Source organism: Actinomadura verrucosospora (genome assembly GCF_039540335.1).
In the GTDB taxonomy this organism is placed as follows: domain Bacteria; phylum Actinomycetota; class Actinomycetes; order Streptosporangiales; family Streptosporangiaceae; genus Spirillospora; species Spirillospora verrucosospora.
Map to the genome: position 1 here is coordinate 1 of NZ_BAABEV010000061.1, position 16,266 is coordinate 16,266.

Genomic DNA, 16,266 nt, shown 5'->3' on the forward strand with positions numbered 1-16,266 from the left:
GTGGCGGCGAGCGCCGCGCGTGCCGGCACGGTGCCCGCCACCAGGGCCCCGAGGCCGCCGGCCCGCGCCGGCGGCACGCCCGTGCGGCACGCCCACGGGAGCGCCAGCCGTCCGGTGACCGAGGCGACGAGCGCGGCGAAGGCGGGGTGCGGCGCCGACGCCAGGGCGGCCACCTGGACCATCAGCGTCAGCAGCAGGGTGACGACGCCGAACGGGCCGATGTCGGACCGCTTCATGATCGCCAGCGCCTCGGCGGCGGGACGCCCGCTGCCGAGGCCGTCGGCGAGGTCGGCGAGGCCGTCCAGATGCAGGGCGCGGGTGACCGCCGCGGACGCGGCCACCGCGAGCGCCGCGGCGAGCAGGCCGGAGAGGCCGAGCGGGCCGCCCGCGAGCAGGACCAGCGCGGCGGCCCCGCCCGGGATCAGCCCGGCGGCGGGGGCGAGCAGCATCGCCGAGCGCGCGGCGTCGCGGTCGACCCGGCCCGTGCCCAGCGGGACGACGGTGAGCAGCGTCACCGCCAGCCGCAGGCCGGCGGTCATCCGGGGTCCGGGACGGTCACCGGAGCTCCATGACGCGGCCCGCGACGACCAGCGCCGCCTCCTCGGACTCGGCCGCGAGCCGCTGGTTGGCCCGGCCGAGCACGTCCCGGAACGCGCGCCCGGACGCCGTCGTCGGCACCAGCGACAGGCCGACCTCGTCGCTCACCGCGACGACCCGCGCCGCCGTGCCCCGCCAGGCCGCGACGAGGCCGTCCACGAGCGGCCCCACCCGCGCCGGCTCCTCCCAGGCGTCCGTCTCGGACATGGCGGCCGCGAGCCAGGTGCCGATGCCGTCCACCAGCACCGGGCCGGTCGCCGACGCGAGCACGCCGGCGAGCTCGGTCGTCTCCACGGTGCGCCACCACGCCGGGCGGCGCAGCCGGTGCGCGGCGACGCGCTCGGCCCACTCGGGGTCGTCGCCGCGGACGGGGCCGGTCGCGACGTAGAGGACGTCCGAGCACCCGGCCAGGCGCGCCTCCGCCTCGGTGGACTTGCCCGACCGGCTTCCGCCGAGGAGCAGCGTCCGGAACGGGCCGTGCTCCGAGCGGTTCCAGAAGGCCATGCGCCGCTCCAGCTCGGACGGCGAGGACAGGCGGTGGTCGACGTGGACGGCGACGACCCGCGTCTCCGGCGTCACGGCCCCCGTGTGGCGCAGGTATCCCAGATGGTCCGGCGATCCGGCCATGTCCAGCAGCACGGCGTCGTACACGGCGCCCGCGGACGGCTCCGGCCTGGCCCCCGGACCCGCGGCCACCAGCGCGCGCCCTCCGCCGGGCGCGCGGACCTCGTACCCGCCGGGCACGTCCGTCCGCGGCAGGTCCTCCAGCGCGACGCCGTCGACCGCGGCGGCGAACGGCTCGTGCCGGACGCCCGCCGCGCGCAGCCGGCCGCACGACGCGCACCGGCACCCCGGCGCCGGCCAGCCCTGTGCGGCGGCGACGCCGCGAAGTTCGATGTTCATCCCGCCGCGAACTCTACGGTTACCCTCGGCCGTAAGGATCACGACGCCCCCTCTGGAGGAGTCCCGGTGGGCAACCCCCCGAACGCGCCCTGGCCCCCGCGACCGGGTCAGGGCGGGCAGCAGCCGCCCTACGGCCCGCCGCCCTTCCCGCCCGGCGGCCCCGGGCCGGGCCGCGCGCCGGGATGGCCGCCGGGCCCGCCCGGCATGCCCGGAGCGCCCCCGCCGGGACGCCGCGGCGGCGGCCTGGTGATCGCGCTGGTCGGGGCCGGGCTCGTCCTGGTGCTCGCGGTGGCCGCCGTCTTCGTCTTCCTCGTCCGGGGCGGCGACGACGGGGGAGGCGACGGCGGCGGGGAGCGGCTGAGGGTCGGCAAGATCGCCGGCGGCGCCGAGGCCACGCCCCTCGCGGACGGGAGCCTCACCATGGCCCGCCCGGGCGTCACGGCCCCGGTCGTCGACATCTACGAGGACTTCGCCTGCCCGCCCTGCGGCGCCTTCGACCGCCGGCACGACCCGATGCTCAAGCAGCTGGCCGTCGAGGGCCGCGCCAAGGTCGTCTTCCATCCGATGCTGATCTTCGGTGCGGGCACGCAGCCGGCCCACGACAACTCGCTGCGGGCCGCGGCGGCGCTGCGCTGCGTCACCGACGGCGCCCACTGGCTGTCCTACCAGGACGCCCTCTACGCCCATCAGCCCGAGAACGAGAACGCCACCGGCTACCTGACCCAGGACCTGCTCTCCTACGCGGAGCCGCTGGGGCTCACCGGCGACGACTTCACGTCGTGCGTGAAGAACCAGCGCCACGCCGCCGGCGTGAAGACCGTCAGCCAGGGCTACATATCGTCCGGTATCCAGGGGACGCCCAGCGTGCGGGTCAACGGGCGGACGCTCGCCCAGTCCGACACCGAGAGCCCGGACGCGCTGCGCCGCGCCATTGAGGCCGCCGCCTGACCGGCTAGTCTCACCGCGACGAGGGAGGTCGAGGGCGATGGCGTGGAGCTGGCGGCTGGAGAAGGCCGACGGGCGGACGATCGGCATGTCGGAGGAGACCTTCTCCACCCAGGCGGACGCGGAGAGCTGGCTGGGGGAGAACTGGCGGGGGCTGCGCACCGAGGAGGTCGACAAGGTGACCCTCCTGGACGGCGACACGATCGTGTACGGGATGAGCCTGCACGACCCGGAGTGACCGGCCGGGAAGGGAGAGGGCCGCGAAGCGTCGCGCTCCGCGGCCCCCGGTGATGCCCGCCGGGCTCAGGGGCGCCTGCGCGGGCTGACGGTCTTGGCCGGGTCGCGGATGACGGTGTCGCCGAGGATCTCGTCGATCCGCTTCATCACGTCGGCGTCCAGCTTCACCCCGGCCGCCCGCACGTTCTCGGCGACCTGCTCGGGGCGGGACGCGCCCACGATCGCCGCCGAGACGTTCGGGTTCTGCAGGGTCCAGGCGATCGCGAGCTGCGCCATCGACAGGCCGAGGTCGTCCGCGACCGGCCGCAGGTTCTGCACGCGGGTCAGCAGGTCGTCGTCCAGGTAGCGCTTGATCATGTCGGCGCCGCCCTTGTCGTCGGTGGCGCGCGACCCCTCCGGAAGGGGCTGCCCCGGCTTGTACTTGCCGGTCAGGACGCCCTGCGCGATCGGCGACCAGACGATCTGGCCGACGCCCTCGCGCTCGCAGAGCGGGACGACCTCCTCCTCGATGACCCGCCACAGCATCGAGTACTGCGGCTGGCTGGAGACGATCCGGTCGAAGCCCATCTCGTCGGCGATCTTCAGGGCGCGCTCGATCTCCTCGGCCCGCCACTCCGACACCCCGACATAGAGGACCTTGCCCTGCCGGACGAGGTCGTCGAAGGCCCGGAGGGTCTCCTCCAGCGGGGTCTCGTAGTCGAACCGGTGGGCCTGGTACAGGTCCACGTAGTCGGTCCCGAGGCGGCGCAGGGAGCCGTGGATCGACTCGAAGACGTGCTTGCGGGAGAGGCCACGGTCGTTCACCCCGGGACCCGTCGGCCAGTAGACCTTGGTGAAGATCTCCAGCCCCTCGCGGCGCTGCCCCTTCAGCGCCCGCCCGAGCACCTCCTCGGCGCGCGTGCCGGCGTAGACGTCGGCGGTGTCGAACGTGGTCACGCCCTCGTCGAGGGCGGCCCGCACGCAGGCGCGCGCCGCGTCCTCCTCGACCTGAGAGCCGTGGGTGAGCCAGTTGCCGTACGCGATCTCGCTGATCTTCAGACCGCTCCGGCCCAGGTTTCGGAACTCCATGGCCCCGACCCTAGCCCCGCCCCGCGCGTGCGGCGCGTGGCGGACGCCTCCGCCGGGCGCGGTCCCGGAGCCGGCCCTCAGGCCCCGGCCTCGCCCGTACCCGCGCTCAGACCTTGTCCTTCTCGCCGAGGCGCACCCGCGGGTTCGGGATCCGCAGCCGGCGGATCTGCATCGCGCGCATCGCGGCGTACATGCCGACGCCCTTGGCGTCCTCGCCGGGGTAGCGCTCGGCGGCGAGCCGCTTGATGCCGCGGCTCAGCAGGAGGCCCTCCGCGAACACCACCACGAGCAGCAGCGGCGGCGCGAACAGGACCAGCAGCCGGGCCGCCGGGATCGGCAGCAGGCTGAGCAGCACGATCGCGAACATCGCGTACATCAGGTAGGAGCCGACCGTGCGGCGCGAGTCGACGTAGTCGCGGGCCAGCCGGCGCACGGGGCCCCGGTCGCGCTTGAGCAGGTGCTTCTCGTCGCCCTTGGCCATGCCCTCGCGCGCCTTGGCGCGGTCGACGGCCTGCCGCTCCCGCACCTTCTTGTAGGCCTCCTTGCGGGTCGCCGGAGCCGTGATCGGCTGCCGGCGGCGCTTCTCGGCCTCGCTGCGCTTGGGCGTGGGACGGCCCTTGCCGCCGGGCTTTACTACCTGAGGAGGATCCGGCGGGGCCTCCGGGGTACGACGCTTGAACACAGGGATCAGCCTACCGGCTGCGAACATCGTGGCTGCCTCGCGCGTTAACGCGTAGGGTGATAAGAACCCCAGCAGTGGTCATTGAGCCCAGTTCACGACTGAGGCGACAGCACGAAGGGACCGGCGCCGCGCGATGAGCGTGATGAAGCGAATGTCGATGATCTTCAAGTCCAAGGCGAACAAGGCTTTGGACCGGATGGAAGACCCTCGGGAGACCCTCGATTACTCCTACCAGCGCCAGCTGGAGATGCTGCAGAAGGTCCGTCGCGGGGTCGCCGACGTCGCCACCTCGCGCAAGCGTCTCGAACTGCAGATCAACCAGCTCGAGCAGCAGCAGAGCAAGCTGACCGACCAGGGCAAGAAGGCGCTGCAGGTGGGCCGCGAGGACCTCGCCCGCGAGGCGCTGACCCGCCGCTCCGGCCTGGAGAGCCAGCTCAACGACCTGCGCGGGCAGTACCAGCAGCTGCAGGGCGAGGAGGAGAAGCTCACGCTCGCCTCCCAGCGGCTGCAGGCCAAGGTCGACTCCTTCCGCACCCGCAAGGAGACGATCAAGGCGACCTACACGGCCGCCGAGGCGCAGACCAAGATCAACGAGGCGTTCTCCGGCATCTCCGAGGAGATGGGCGACGTCGGCCTGGCGATCCAGCGCGCCGAGGAGAAGACCGACACGATGAAGGCCCGCGCCGGCGCGATCGACGAGCTGCTGGCCTCCGGCGCCCTGGAGGACTTCTCCGGTCCCAAGGACGACATCCAGGCCGAGCTCGACCGGATGGGCTCCGGCCCCGGCGTCGACCTGGAGCTGGAGCGCCTCAAGGCCGAACTCGGCCAGGGCCCCGCGCCCAAGGAGCTGAACCAGGGCTCGCCGACCGCCCAGCCGCAGCACCAGCAGCAGGACACCCCCCAGCAGGCCCCGTGGCCGCAGAACCCCGGGGGTGCCCAGTGATCGTTCGTCTGATGGGCGAGGGCCAGCTCGACGTGGCCGAGGGCGACCTGTCCTCGCTCAACTCCCTCGACGCCGAGCTGGAGGCGGCGATCGAGTCGGGCGACGAGACCGCGTTCCGCGCCGCCCTGCACGCCCTGCTGGACAACGTCCGCAAGGTGGGCAGGCCGCTTCCGCCCGACAGCCTGGAGCCGTCCGAGCTGATCCTGCCCCCGGCGGACGCGCACATCGACGAGGTGCGCTCCATGCTGGGCGACGAGGGGCTCATCCCGGACTGACCGGCTGCGGGCTCGGGCCGTCCTCCGGGACGACCCCGGCCGCGCGGGCCCGGGCCGCGTTATGGACATCCGGGCACAAAACCCGCGCCTTGGACGTTCGTCCAAGTGAAGAGCAGTAAGGACTGGGGGTGGCCGGATGGCCAGAACGCGTTACGCCTCCGACCGGGGGCTGACATCGCGGATGCTCGTGACGATGTTCCTGCTGGGGCTGGTGTACGTCGTCTTCGTGGGGGCATTTTTCGTCTTCGTGCCGAACTGGGCCGGCGTCGCGCTGGTCGTCGCGGTGCTGTTCCTCCTCGCCCAGTACTTCTTCTCCGACCGCATGACGCTGTTCGCCATGCACGGCCGGGTGGTCTCCCCCCAGGAGGCGCCCGAGCTGCACGGCGTGATCGACCGCATCTGCGCGATGTCGGACGCCCCGAAGCCGCGGGTCGCGATCGCCGACACCGACGTGCCGAACGCGTTCGCCACCGGCCGCAACCAGAAGAAGGCCGTGGTCTGCGTGACCACCGGCCTGCTGCGCCGGCTCGACCCGGTCGAGCTGGAGGGCGTTCTCGCGCACGAGATGGCGCACGTCGCGCACAAGGACGTCGCGGTCATGACGATCGCCTCGTTCCTCGGCATCCTCGCCGGCCTGATCACCCGGTTCGGGCTCCAGTGGGGGCTGTGGGGCGGGTTCGGGCGCCGCAGCAACGACCAGAACACCGGGCTGATCCTGCTGGCGGTCGTCGCGGCCAGCGCGCTCGCCTACGCGGTCAGCTTCCTGCTCACCCGGGCCCTGTCGCGCTACCGCGAGCTGTCGGCCGACCGCGCCGCCGCGCTGCTGACCGGGCGCCCCTCCGCCCTGGCCAGCGCGCTGACGAAGGTCAGCGGCGAGATCGCGCGGATCCCGACCAGCGACCTGCGCTCCTCGCAGGCGTTCAACGCCTTCTTCTTCACCCCGGCGCTCGGCAGGGGGGTCAGCGTCTCCGCGCTGTTCTCCACCCACCCGTCGCTGGACCGGCGGCTCGCGCAGCTGTCGAAGATCTCCGAGCAGCTCAGCAGGGGAGTGTGATCCGTGGGGTTCCTGGACACCCTGCTCGGCCGGTCCAAGCCGGCCAAACCCGACCTCGACCAGATCTTCGGGCTGTCGACCGCGGCCGTCACCCTGGAGGCGGCGACGGGCTTCACCCCGACCGGGCTCGGATCGGTGTGCTTCCGCGCGGCCGAGGGCGGCGCGTTCGCGCGCCTCCAGGCCGACGTCCAGGAGCTGCTGGACGCCGACGAGGGCCCCAAGGTCCAGATCAGCACCGACGGCTACGGCTACACGTGGCTGCTCGCCGAGCAGCGCCCCGACCAGCTGCCCGATCTCGTCACGGACCTGCACGCGGTGAACGCGACGCTGGAGGCGGGCGGGTTCGGCCCGCACCTGCTGTGCTCCCTGGTCGGCTTCAAGGGCCCCGACGGCCGCCGCCTCGCGCTCGTCTACCTCTACAAGCGCGGGACGTTCTACCCTTTCGCGCCGCTCCCCGGAGACAAGCGCGACAACGCGCTCGAACTCCAGGTGCGCGGCGCGATCGGCGCGGACCTGCGGTTCGAGCAGGACCTCGGCCGGTGGTTCCCCGTCTGGGGCGCCCCCGGCCTGTGATCCCGTCCGGCGGCCGGCCGCGCCCGGTCAGGGCAGGGCGAGCATCTGGTCGAGGGCGGCGCGGGCGTGGTGCGCGGTCTCCTCGTCCACCTCGATGACGTTCTCGACCTTCCCCGCGACCAGCGACTCCAGCGACAGGACCAGGTGCGGCAGGTCGATCCGGTTCATCGTCGAGCAGTAGCAGACGGTCTTGTCGAGGAACATCACGTTCTTGTCCGGGTGGGCGTTCGCCAGCCTCCGCACGAGGTTCAGCTCCGTCCCCACGGCCCAGGACGAGCCGGGCTCGGCGGCCTCGATCGCCTTGATGATGTACTCGGTCGAGCCGATCTGGTCGGCGGCCGTGACGACCTCGTGCCGGCACTCGGGGTGGACGAGGACGTTGACCCCCGGCACCCGCGCGCGGACGTCGTCCACCGACTCCTTGGTGAACCGGCCGTGCACCGAGCAGTGGCCCCTCCACAGGATCATCCTGGCGTCCCGCAGCCGCCGGTGCGTGAGGCCGCCCTCGCGGCGGTGCGGGCTGTAGACGACGCAGTCGTCCAGGGAGAAGCCCATCTCCAGGACGGCGGTGTTGCGGCCGAGGTGCTGGTCGGGCAGGAACAGGACCTTCTTGCCCTTGCCGTAGGCCCAGTCGAGGGCGCGCTTGGCGTTGGACGAGGTGCACACCACCCCGCCGTGCCGCCCGACGAACCCCTTGATGTCGGCGGAGGAGTTCATGTAGGTCACGGGGACGACGTCGTCGGCGATCCCGGCGTCCTCCAGGACCTCCCAGCACTCCTCGACCTGGTCGAAGGTCGCCATGTCGGCCATCGAGCAGCCCGCGCCGAGGTCGGGCAGGATCACCCGCTGGTGGGCGGCGGTCAGGATGTCGGCCGACTCGGCCATGAAGTGGACGCCGCAGAACACGATGTAGGGCGCCTCGGGGCGGGCCGCGGCCCGCTGGGCCAGCTTGAACGAGTCGCCGGTCACGTCCGCGAACTGGATGACCTCGTCGCGCTGGTAGTGGTGTCCGAGCACGAACACGCGGTCGCCGAGCGCCGCCTTGGCGGCGCGGGCCCGCTCGACGAGGGCGGGGTCGGACGCCGCCGGCAGCTCGCCGGGGCAGTCCACGCCGCGTTCGCTCGCGGGGTCGGCGCCGCTGCCGAGCAGCAGCAGCGGTAGGTCGCGCACTGGGGTGGTCACGGCGGTCTCCCTTCGCGACGGGACTTATCGTCGCTTTGACGACTAATGATGGCATACGCGGCGGGGGGTTGGCGGTGTGACGTAGACCGCACCCGTCCGGGGCGTTAAAGACGGCCGAGAAGCGGAATGGCCATGTGGCGAGGTACGTTGTCCTACGGGAAGAGGCACAGACGTCTTCGAGGACAAGCGACAGTCCGCCGCTAGCGCGGCGCAGCGAGACCCGGGAGCTGAACACATGACGGTTTCAGGCGAGACCACGCAGGAGACCACGCAGCAGGGCGTCGTCCTCACCGACGCCGCCGCCGAGAAGGCCAGGGGCCTGCTTGAGCAGGAGGGCCGCGATGACCTTGCGCTGCGTGTCGCCGTGCAGCCGGGCGGCTGCTCCGGTCTGATCTACCAGCTCTTCTTCGACGAGCGCGAGATGGACGGCGACCAGATCCAGGACTTCGGCGGCCTGTCGGTGCGCGTCGACCGGATGAGCGCGCCCTACCTCACGGGCGCCACGATCGACTTCGTCGACTCGATCGAGAAGCAGGGCTTCACGATCGACAACCCGAACGCGTCGGGTTCCTGCGCCTGCGGCGACTCCTTCAACTGACGCGCGCCGAGCGCGCGGCGGTCGAGCGTCGAGCACAGGAGGGGCGGTCCGGACCCGTGGTCGGGGCCGCCCCTCGATGCTGCCCTGCGGGCGTCCCGCGGCGAACTGTCGTGCGGCGGTGATGTGTGGTGCGATGGTGGGTAGCCTGACGGGTTCGAACAGCCGGTGAAACAGCCGGACGACCACGACGAGGAGAGCGACGCCGTGCGCATCGCCGTGACCGGTTCCATTGCGACCGACCATCTGATGACCTTCCCCGGAAGGTTCACCGACCAGCTCCTGCCCGACCAGCTCCACCGGGTCTCGCTGTCCTTCCTGGTGGACGAGCTGGAGATCCGCCGCGGCGGCATCGCCGCCAACATCTGCTTCGGCATGGGCAGTCTCGGCAAGGAGTCCATCCTCGTCGGCTCCGTCGGTGACGACTTCGCCGACTACCGCTCCTGGCTCGAACGGCACACGGTCGACACCGCCTCGGTGCACGTGTCCGAGATCCACCACACGGCGCGGTTCCTGTGCACCACCGACCAGGACCAGAACCAGATCGCCACGTTCTACGCCGGCGCGATGAGCGAGGCCCGCTCCATCGAGCTGCGGCCCGTGGCCGACCGCGTCGGCGGCCTCGACCTCGTCGTGGTGAGCCCGAACGACCCGGAGGCGATGCTGCGGCACACCGACGAGTGCCGCGACCGCGGCATCCCGTTCGCCGCCGACCCCTCCCAGCAGCTCGCCCGGATGGACGGCGCCGACGTCCGCCGCCTCATCGACGGCGCCGCCTACCTGTTCAGCAACGAGTACGAGAAGGCCCTGGCGGAGGAGAAGACGGGCTGGTCGGGGGAGGAGATCCTCTCCCGCGTCGGCGTCCGCGTCACCACCCTCGGCGCCAAGGGCGTCGTCATCGACCGCGAGGGCGAGGAGGGCGTCCACGTCCCCTGCGTCCAGGTCGACTCCGTCGTCGACCCGACCGGCGTCGGCGACGCGTTCCGCGCCGGCTTCCTCTCGGCGACCGCCTGGGACCTGCCGCTCGAACGCGCCGCCCAGGTCGGCAACGCCATCGCCGCGCACGCCCTCGAAGCCGCCGGCCCGCAGGAGTACACCCTCGGGCGCCGGGCGTTCCTCGACCGCTTCGCGGCCGCCTACGGCGCCGACGCCGCGGCCGACATCGAGCCGCACGTCGTCTGCCCGACCCCGTAGCCGCGCCCCTGACACGGGCACATCGGAAGGCCGCGCCGCTCCGGCGCGGCCTTCCGCGTGTCCTCGGCCTTGCGCGCGCCTAGTAGGTGCGGCGGATGTGGAAGCCCCAGCCGCCCTGCCGGAGGGTCTCCTCGCGGACGAAGTCCTGGGACTTCATGCGGCACCAGGCGGGGATGTCGGTGCGGGCGGCGGCGTCGTCGGCGAGGACGGCGACGACCTGCCCGACCGGGACCTCCCGGATCCGCTCGGCCAGCATGATGATCGGGATGGGGCACTTGCGGCCGAGCGCGTCGATGACGAGCACGGGCGGCGGCCCCTCCGGCTCCGCGGGGGGCGGCGGCGCGTCGGCGGGCGGTGTGACGGTCCTGGCGCGGCCTCGGAACCTCATGGGCGCGACCGCCTCCCTGTCTCGAAGGTGTTCATCGTCGCCCGGCGGAGGCGGGCGACGGCGTCGGGAAGCACGGTGAGGAAGCGGCCGACGTCCTCCGACCCGACGCCTCGCGGCAGCGATACCCGCACGTTCCCATGCGTAATCACCCCCATCGCCTCCAGCACATGGCTCGGACGCAGCGTATCCGCAGTGCAGGAGCTGCCGGAGGAAACGGCGAAACCCAGCCGGTCGAGTTCGGTCAGCAGCGCCTCCCCCTCCACGTACAGGCAGGAGAACGTCACCAGGTGGGGGAGCCGGCGGACCGGGTCGCCGATCACCTCGACGTCGGGGACGCTCCGCGGCACCTCCGTCCGGATGCGGTCCACCAGAGCGGAGACGCGCGGAGCGTCGGCCGCCATGTCGGCGCGGTAGGCCGTCAGCGCGGCCGCGGCCGCCGCGATCGCGGGGACGTTCTCGAACCCGGGGACCCGGCGCGCCTCGCGCTCGTCGTCCGGCAGCGGCGAGCGCCACCGGGTGCCCTTGCGGACGGCGAGCACGCCGACGCCGGCGGGCCCGCCCCACTTGTGGGCGCTTCCGGCGAGGAGCGACCACCCGCCGGGGACGTCGGCCCGCCCGAGGGACTGCGCCGCGTCGACGAACAGCGGCACGCCGGCCGCGCGGCAGGCCCGCCCGACCTCCTCGACGGGCTGGAGGGTGCCGACCTCGTGGTTGGCCGACTGCAGGCAGGCCAGCGCGGTGTCGGGGCGCAGCGCCGCCGCGAACTCCGCGGCGTCGACGCGGCCGGTGCGGTCGACGCCGACGAGGGTGACCTCGCCGCCGTCGCGCTCGTGCAGCTCGGCGGCGTGCAGGACGCTGGAGTGCTCGACGGCGCTCGCCACCAGGTGCCGCCCGGTGCGCCGGCGCGCCTGGAGCCCCCCGAGGACCGCCAGGTGCACCGCCTGGGTGCCCGACGACGTGAACGACACCTCGTCGGCACGGGCGCCCAGGACGCCGGCGACACGCGCGCGTGCCCGGTCGAGCAGCATCCGGGTGCCGCGGGCCGCCCCGTACAGCCGTGCGGGATCGGCCCAGGCCGCGTCCAGCGCCTCGATCAGCGCGGCGCGCGCCGCCGGATGCGGCGGCTCGGTTGACGCGGCGTCGAAGTAGCCGCCTGGATCGCTCGGTCCTGCCACGTGAGAACACTAACCGGGCACCCGATCGGGGGTTCGCGCGACCCTCGCGCTAGGGTGTCCACCACACGTGTAATCACTGATCTCTCCGCCCGGCCGACCGGGCTTCATCCGTGGGGAAGGCATTCCGTGAGTCCGACCCGCTCTAGGGAGCGGCGTACGCCTGTGCGCAGTCGCCGCGCATTGAAAAGCGCCGGCGCGCTAGGGCTGCTGGCGCTCTCCGCGACCGCGTGCAGCGGTAGCCGCCTGGGCATGCCCGAGCCGATCAGCGTCCAGGGCGAGCGCATGCTGAAGCTCTGGCAGGGCTCCTGGATCGCGGCGTTCGCGGTCGGGGCCGTGGTCTGGGGCCTGATCATCTGGGCGGTGCTGTTCCACCGCAAGCGCTCCAACGATCTGCCGCCGCAGGTCCGCTACAACATGCCGATCGAGATCCTCTACACGGCGGTCCCGTTCGTCATCATCGCGGTCCTGTTCTACTTCACCGCGAGGGACGAGAACTTCGTCGAGAAGACCACCAAGGACCCCGCGGTGGTCGTCGACGTGATCGGCTTCCAGTGGAGCTGGCAGTTCGACTACAAGGAGAAGGACGCCGCGGGCAAGGAGAGGACGGTCGCCTCCGTCGTCGGCCAGCCCGTCGCCCCGAACGGGCCCGCTCCCGCCAAGCCGGTGATGACGATCCCCTCGGGCAAGACGGTGCGGGTGCGGCTGCACGCCAACGACGTCATCCACTCGTTCTGGGTGCCGGCACTGATCTACAAGAAGGACGTCATGCCGGGCTACACCAACGAGTTCGAGTTCACGGCGAACAAGCTCGGCACCTATGAGGGCCGCTGCGCCGAGCTCTGCGGCGTCGACCACAGCCGGATGCTGTTCCAGCTCAAGGTCGTGACGCCCGAGCAGTACCAGAAGTTCATCGCCGATTCGAAGCAAGCACTGGCCGCGGGAGGTGCCAAGTGACCGCCACGAGTCACGCACCGAGCGCGCCGATCGCCGCGCCGCGGACGAGCAAGGGGCGCATCATCGCCTCCTGGATGTCGTCCACCGACCACAAGGTGATCGGCTACCTCTACCTGATCACCTCGTTCGTGATGTTCCTGTTCGGCGGCGTGCTCGCGCTGCTGATCCGGATGGAGCTGTTCGAGCCGGGGCTGCAGTTCGTCAGCAACGAGCAGTACAACCAGCTGTTCACCATGCACGGCACGATCATGCTGCTGATGTTCGCGACGCCGCTGTTCGCGGGCTTCACCAACGTCATCATGCCGCTGCAGATCGGCGCCCCCGACGTGGCGTTCCCCCGGCTGAACATGCTGGCGTACTGGCTGTTCCTGTTCGGCAGCCTGATCGTCATCGCGGGCTTCCTGACCCCGGGCGGCGCGGCCAGCTTCGGCTGGTTCGCCTACGCCCCGCTGTCGGACGCGGTCCGCTCGCCGGGCGTCGGCGGCGACATGTGGGTGATGGGCCTGGCGATGTCGGGCTTCGGCACCATCATGGGCGCGGTCAACTTCATCACCACGATCCTGTGCATGCGGGCGCCGGGCATGACGATGTTCCGGATGCCGATCTTCACCTGGAACGCGCTGCTCACCTCGATCCTGGTCCTGCTGGCGTTCCCGGTCCTCGCCGCCGCGCTGCTGGCGCTGGAGGCCGACCGCAAGCTCGGCGCGCACATCTTCGACGCCGCGCACGGCGGGGCGCTGCTGTGGCAGCACCTGTTCTGGTTCTTCGGGCATCCGGAGGTCTACATCATCGCCTTGCCGTTCTTCGGCATCGTGACCGAGATCCTCCCGGTGTTCAGCCGCAAGCCCGTCTTCGGCTACATCGGCCTGGTCTTCGCGACCATCACCATCGCGGGCCTGTCCATCACCGTGTGGGCGCACCACATGTTCGTCACCGGCCAGGTGCTGCTGCCGTTCTTCTCCTTCATGACGTTCCTCATCGCCGTTCCCACGGGGGTGAAGTTCTTCAACTGGGTGGGGACCATCTGGCGAGGGCAGTTGACGTTCGAGTCGCCGATGCTGTGGTCGCTGGGCTTCCTCGTGACGTTCCTGTTCGGCGGGCTCACCGGCGTCATCCTGGCGTCGCCGCCGATGGACTTCCAGCTGTCGGACTCCTACTTCGTCGTGGCGCACTTCCACTACGTCGTGTTCGGCACCGTGGTGTTCGCGATGTTCGCCGGCTTCTACTTCTGGTGGCCGAAGTTCACCGGCAAGATGCTGAACGACACCCTCGGCAAGATTCACTTCTGGCTGCTGTTCATCGGCTTCCACGGCACGTTCCTGCTCCAGCACTGGCTGGGCGCCGCGGGCATGCCGCGCCGGTACGCGGACTACCCGAGCGAGTTCCACGGGCTGAACGAGATCTCCAGCATCTTCTCGTTCATCCTCGGTGCCTCGATGCTGCCGTTCTTCTACAACCTCTACATCACGTGGAAGCGGGGCACGCGCGTCGAGGTCGACGACCCGTGGGGCTACTCCAACTCGCTGGAGTGGGCGACCTCCTGCCCGCCGCCGCGGCACAACTTCAACTCGATCCCGAAGATCCGTTCCGAGCGGCCGGCGTTCGACCTGCACCACCCGCACGTGGGTGCCAAGGGCGAGCTGGCCGGGGCGAAGGGGGAGTAGCCGATGCGCGTCCAGGCGTTCATGTTCTACGGGTGCGCGGTCTTCTTCCTCGCCACCGACGTCGTCTACTGGCTCTGGTCCAACGACTGGACGGGCACGACGGCGCTCGCGCTCGCGGTCGGCCTCGCCGGGCTCATCGGGTTCTACATCCACTTCACGGTCCGGCGCCTCGAGCGCGCGAACGCGGGCCCGCTGTACGAGGACGACCCGGAGGGCGAGATCGCGGACGCGGCCGGCGAGCTGGGCTTCTTCAGCCCGCACAGCTGGTGGCCGCTGTTCGTGGCGCTCTCGGCCACGGCCGTGGCGCTCGGCGTCGTGTTCGGCTGGTGGCTGGTGATCCTCGGCGCCGCCGCGGCGATCCTCACGTCCGTCGGTCTGGTGTTCGAGTACTACCGGGGTCATTTCGCCCACTGATCAGTAAAAGAACCCCATCGGGGGCCGGTGTCCGCTTTTTAGCGGGTACCGGCCCTTTCGAACATACTGGGCGCCTTTCCAGCGACCGGGCTGGAAAACGACAGATCGCCCAGTGGAACGACCGGGGGGTCCACATGCGGGTGAGTGGCTCAAGGCCGGGAGACCGGGGGCGGTACACGGCCGTGCTCGTCGTCGGCGGCGTGCTCGTCGGCGGGGGTGCCGCGGCGTGTTCGGGAAGCGTCGGGCCGGCCGGCAAGGACGAGGTGAAGCTCGCGGTGTCGCCGGCCGGAGGCGGCGGGAAGCTGCGGCCGGACAGCCCCATCGCCGTGGAGGCGCGGCAGGGCACGATCGAGAACGTGACGGTGGCGACGAAGGACGGCGTGGTCGAGGGGGACCTGAGCGCCGACAGGACGCGGTGGCGGTCCCGGTGGACGCTGAAGCCGGGCACGGCGTACACGGTCGACGCCACCGCCCTCGGCCGGGACGGCAGGACCCGCACGGTCCGCAGCGGCTTCTCCACGGCCGTGGTGAAGAAGACCAACGACGTCACGATCGAGGCGCCGTTCAACAGGGAGACCGTCGGCGTCGGCATCCCGATCATCATGCACTTCGCCCGTCCGGTGAAGGACCGGGCGGCGGTCGAGCGGGCGCTGGAGGTCACCGCCGACAGGACCGTCGAGGGCGGCTGGAGCTGGTTCGGCAGCCAGGAGGCGGTGTTCCGGACGAAGAGCTACTGGCCGGCCCACACGAAGGTGTCGTTCCGGGCGCACCTGAGCGGCGTGCGCACCGGGCAGGGCGTGTACGGCGGGAAGGACTACGGCGTCGACTTCAAGGTCGGCGACTCGCACGTCTCCACCGCCGGCGAGGACAGCCACAAGATGGTCGTCCGGATCAACGGCAAGAAGGCCCGCACCATCCCGACGAGCATGGGGAAGGGCGGAGAGCGCAAGTACACCACCACCAACGGGGTCCACCTCGCCATGGGCAAGGAGGACCCGACCATCATGACGTCGGAGTGGGACGGCTGCGGCCCCGGCTGCGCCGGGTACTACAGCCTCACCGTCTACAAGTCGGTGCGCATCTCCGACAGCGGCGAGTACGTGCACAGCGCGCCGTGGTCGGTGGGATCGCAGGGGAGCGAGAACGTCAGCCACGGCTGCATCAACGTCAGCCCGTCCAACGCCAAGTGGTTCTACAACCTCTCCCAGCGCGGCGACCCCATCACGGTGACCGGCAGCGACCGGCAGCTGGAGCCGGAGAACGGCTGGGGGTACTGGCAGGTGAAGTGGCAGGACTGGGTGAAGGGCAGCGCGCTGAAGCGGTCGGTCACGACGGCCGCGCACGTGGACGCCGCGACCCTGTCGGCGCAGCAGGGCGCCCGGCCCAAGGCGCCCGAGAAGCAGCGGGCCGAGGGCAACTGAGC

At 71.6% G+C, this 16,266-nt stretch carries 19 protein-coding genes; 12 read left to right on the forward strand and 7 right to left on the reverse strand.

All coding sequences use genetic code 11. The features are described 5' to 3' along the window. Both ABD944_RS38510 and ABD944_RS38515 read right to left on the reverse strand, forming a co-directional pair. Nucleotides 1-539, reverse strand: a 539-nt coding sequence (locus ABD944_RS38510) for an adenosylcobinamide-GDP ribazoletransferase (RefSeq protein ID WP_345186086.1), incomplete at its 3' end; no start/stop codon positions are given. Between the two features lie 16 nt (nucleotides 540-555). Next, nucleotides 556-1,500, reverse strand: coding sequence for a bifunctional adenosylcobinamide kinase/adenosylcobinamide-phosphate guanylyltransferase (locus ABD944_RS38515; RefSeq protein WP_345186088.1), 945 nt, complete (start codon nucleotides 1,498-1,500; stop codon nucleotides 556-558). Nucleotides 1,501-1,566: 66 nt separating this feature from the next. Between ABD944_RS38515 and ABD944_RS38520 the strand changes: the two genes are divergently transcribed. Continuing rightward, nucleotides 1,567-2,448 (forward strand): DsbA family protein, encoded by an 882-nt coding sequence (locus ABD944_RS38520; RefSeq protein WP_345186090.1) that lies wholly within the window; start codon nucleotides 1,567-1,569, stop codon nucleotides 2,446-2,448. 37 nt (nucleotides 2,449-2,485) lie between these two features. Then, nucleotides 2,486-2,683, forward strand: coding sequence for a hypothetical protein (locus tag ABD944_RS38525; protein ID WP_185023425.1), 198 nt, complete (start codon nucleotides 2,486-2,488; stop codon nucleotides 2,681-2,683). A gap of 65 nt (nucleotides 2,684-2,748) precedes the next feature. Here ABD944_RS38525 and ABD944_RS38530 read toward each other — a convergent pair whose 3' ends face one another. Beyond that, nucleotides 2,749-3,750 (reverse strand): aldo/keto reductase family protein, encoded by a 1,002-nt coding sequence (locus tag ABD944_RS38530; RefSeq protein WP_345186093.1) that lies wholly within the window; start codon nucleotides 3,748-3,750, stop codon nucleotides 2,749-2,751. A 106-nt stretch (nucleotides 3,751-3,856) separates the two neighbouring features. Beyond that, the gene (locus ABD944_RS38535) at nucleotides 3,857-4,432 is read right to left on the reverse strand and encodes a DUF3043 domain-containing protein (RefSeq protein WP_345186097.1); all 576 of its coding nucleotides are present in this window, start codon (nucleotides 4,430-4,432) and stop codon (nucleotides 3,857-3,859) included. A 133-nt stretch (nucleotides 4,433-4,565) separates the two neighbouring features. Between ABD944_RS38535 and ABD944_RS38540 the strand changes: the two genes are divergently transcribed. From ABD944_RS38540 to pspAB, 4 genes are all read left to right on the forward strand, one after another. After that, nucleotides 4,566-5,375, forward strand: coding sequence for a PspA/IM30 family protein (locus tag ABD944_RS38540; protein ID WP_345186099.1), 810 nt, complete (start codon nucleotides 4,566-4,568; stop codon nucleotides 5,373-5,375). Then, nucleotides 5,372-5,650, forward strand: a complete 279-nt coding sequence (gene pspAA, locus ABD944_RS38545) for a PspA-associated protein PspAA (RefSeq protein WP_345186102.1) — start codon at nucleotides 5,372-5,374, stop codon at nucleotides 5,648-5,650. The genes ABD944_RS38540 and pspAA overlap by 4 nt, the downstream gene beginning before the upstream one ends. Before the next feature lie 136 nt (nucleotides 5,651-5,786). Then, nucleotides 5,787-6,704 carry a zinc metalloprotease HtpX gene (htpX, locus tag ABD944_RS38550; protein ID WP_345186106.1) on the forward strand — a complete coding sequence of 306 codons (918 nt, stop codon included), beginning with the start codon at nucleotides 5,787-5,789 and terminating at the stop codon, nucleotides 6,702-6,704. 3 nt (nucleotides 6,705-6,707) lie between these two features. Continuing rightward, complete coding sequence (gene pspAB, locus ABD944_RS38555; protein WP_345186108.1) at nucleotides 6,708-7,277, forward strand: PspA-associated protein PspAB; 570 nt, start codon at nucleotides 6,708-6,710, stop codon at nucleotides 7,275-7,277. A 27-nt stretch (nucleotides 7,278-7,304) separates the two neighbouring features. Here the strand turns inward: pspAB and nadA are convergent, their stop codons facing one another. Next, nucleotides 7,305-8,459: a quinolinate synthase NadA gene (gene nadA, locus ABD944_RS38560; protein ID WP_345186111.1), complete on the reverse strand. Its 1,155-nt coding sequence runs from the start codon at nucleotides 8,457-8,459 to the stop codon at nucleotides 7,305-7,307. Between the two features lie 235 nt (nucleotides 8,460-8,694). Here nadA and ABD944_RS38565 point away from each other — a divergent pair, with 235 nt between their 5' ends. Both ABD944_RS38565 and ABD944_RS38570 read left to right on the forward strand, forming a co-directional pair. Next, nucleotides 8,695-9,057 carry a HesB/IscA family protein gene (locus ABD944_RS38565; protein ID WP_345186114.1) on the forward strand — a complete coding sequence of 121 codons (363 nt, stop codon included), beginning with the start codon at nucleotides 8,695-8,697 and terminating at the stop codon, nucleotides 9,055-9,057. Between the two features lie 204 nt (nucleotides 9,058-9,261). Then, the gene (locus ABD944_RS38570; protein WP_345186179.1) at nucleotides 9,262-10,248 is read left to right on the forward strand and encodes a carbohydrate kinase family protein; all 987 of its coding nucleotides are present in this window, start codon (nucleotides 9,262-9,264) and stop codon (nucleotides 10,246-10,248) included. 79 nt (nucleotides 10,249-10,327) lie between these two features. On the opposite strand, the gene ABD944_RS38575 is transcribed toward ABD944_RS38570, so the two are convergent. Both ABD944_RS38575 and ABD944_RS38580 read right to left on the reverse strand, forming a co-directional pair. Beyond that, nucleotides 10,328-10,636, reverse strand: a complete 309-nt coding sequence (locus ABD944_RS38575) for a sulfurtransferase TusA family protein (protein ID WP_345186117.1) — start codon at nucleotides 10,634-10,636, stop codon at nucleotides 10,328-10,330. Beyond that, complete coding sequence (locus ABD944_RS38580; protein ID WP_345186119.1) at nucleotides 10,633-11,811, reverse strand: cysteine desulfurase family protein; 1,179 nt, start codon at nucleotides 11,809-11,811, stop codon at nucleotides 10,633-10,635. The genes ABD944_RS38575 and ABD944_RS38580 overlap by 4 nt, the downstream gene beginning before the upstream one ends. Before the next feature lie 162 nt (nucleotides 11,812-11,973). Here ABD944_RS38580 and ctaC point away from each other — a divergent pair, with 162 nt between their 5' ends. From ctaC to ABD944_RS38600, 4 genes are all read left to right on the forward strand, one after another. Further along, entirely contained in the window at nucleotides 11,974-12,765 is a 792-nt protein-coding gene (gene ctaC / locus ABD944_RS38585; RefSeq protein ID WP_486303774.1) for an aa3-type cytochrome oxidase subunit II, read from the forward strand. Further along, nucleotides 12,762-14,429 carry an aa3-type cytochrome oxidase subunit I gene (gene ctaD, locus ABD944_RS38590; RefSeq protein ID WP_179842940.1) on the forward strand — a complete coding sequence of 556 codons (1,668 nt, stop codon included), beginning with the start codon at nucleotides 12,762-12,764 and terminating at the stop codon, nucleotides 14,427-14,429. Before ctaC ends, ctaD begins: the two co-directional genes overlap by 4 nt. A 3-nt stretch (nucleotides 14,430-14,432) precedes the next feature. Further along, entirely contained in the window at nucleotides 14,433-14,843 is a 411-nt protein-coding gene (locus ABD944_RS38595; RefSeq protein WP_179833731.1) for a cytochrome c oxidase subunit 4, read from the forward strand. A gap of 140 nt (nucleotides 14,844-14,983) precedes the next feature. Next, nucleotides 14,984-16,264, forward strand: a complete 1,281-nt coding sequence (locus tag ABD944_RS38600) for a L,D-transpeptidase (RefSeq protein WP_345186124.1) — start codon at nucleotides 14,984-14,986, stop codon at nucleotides 16,262-16,264. Nucleotides 16,265-16,266 lie beyond the last annotated feature (2 nt).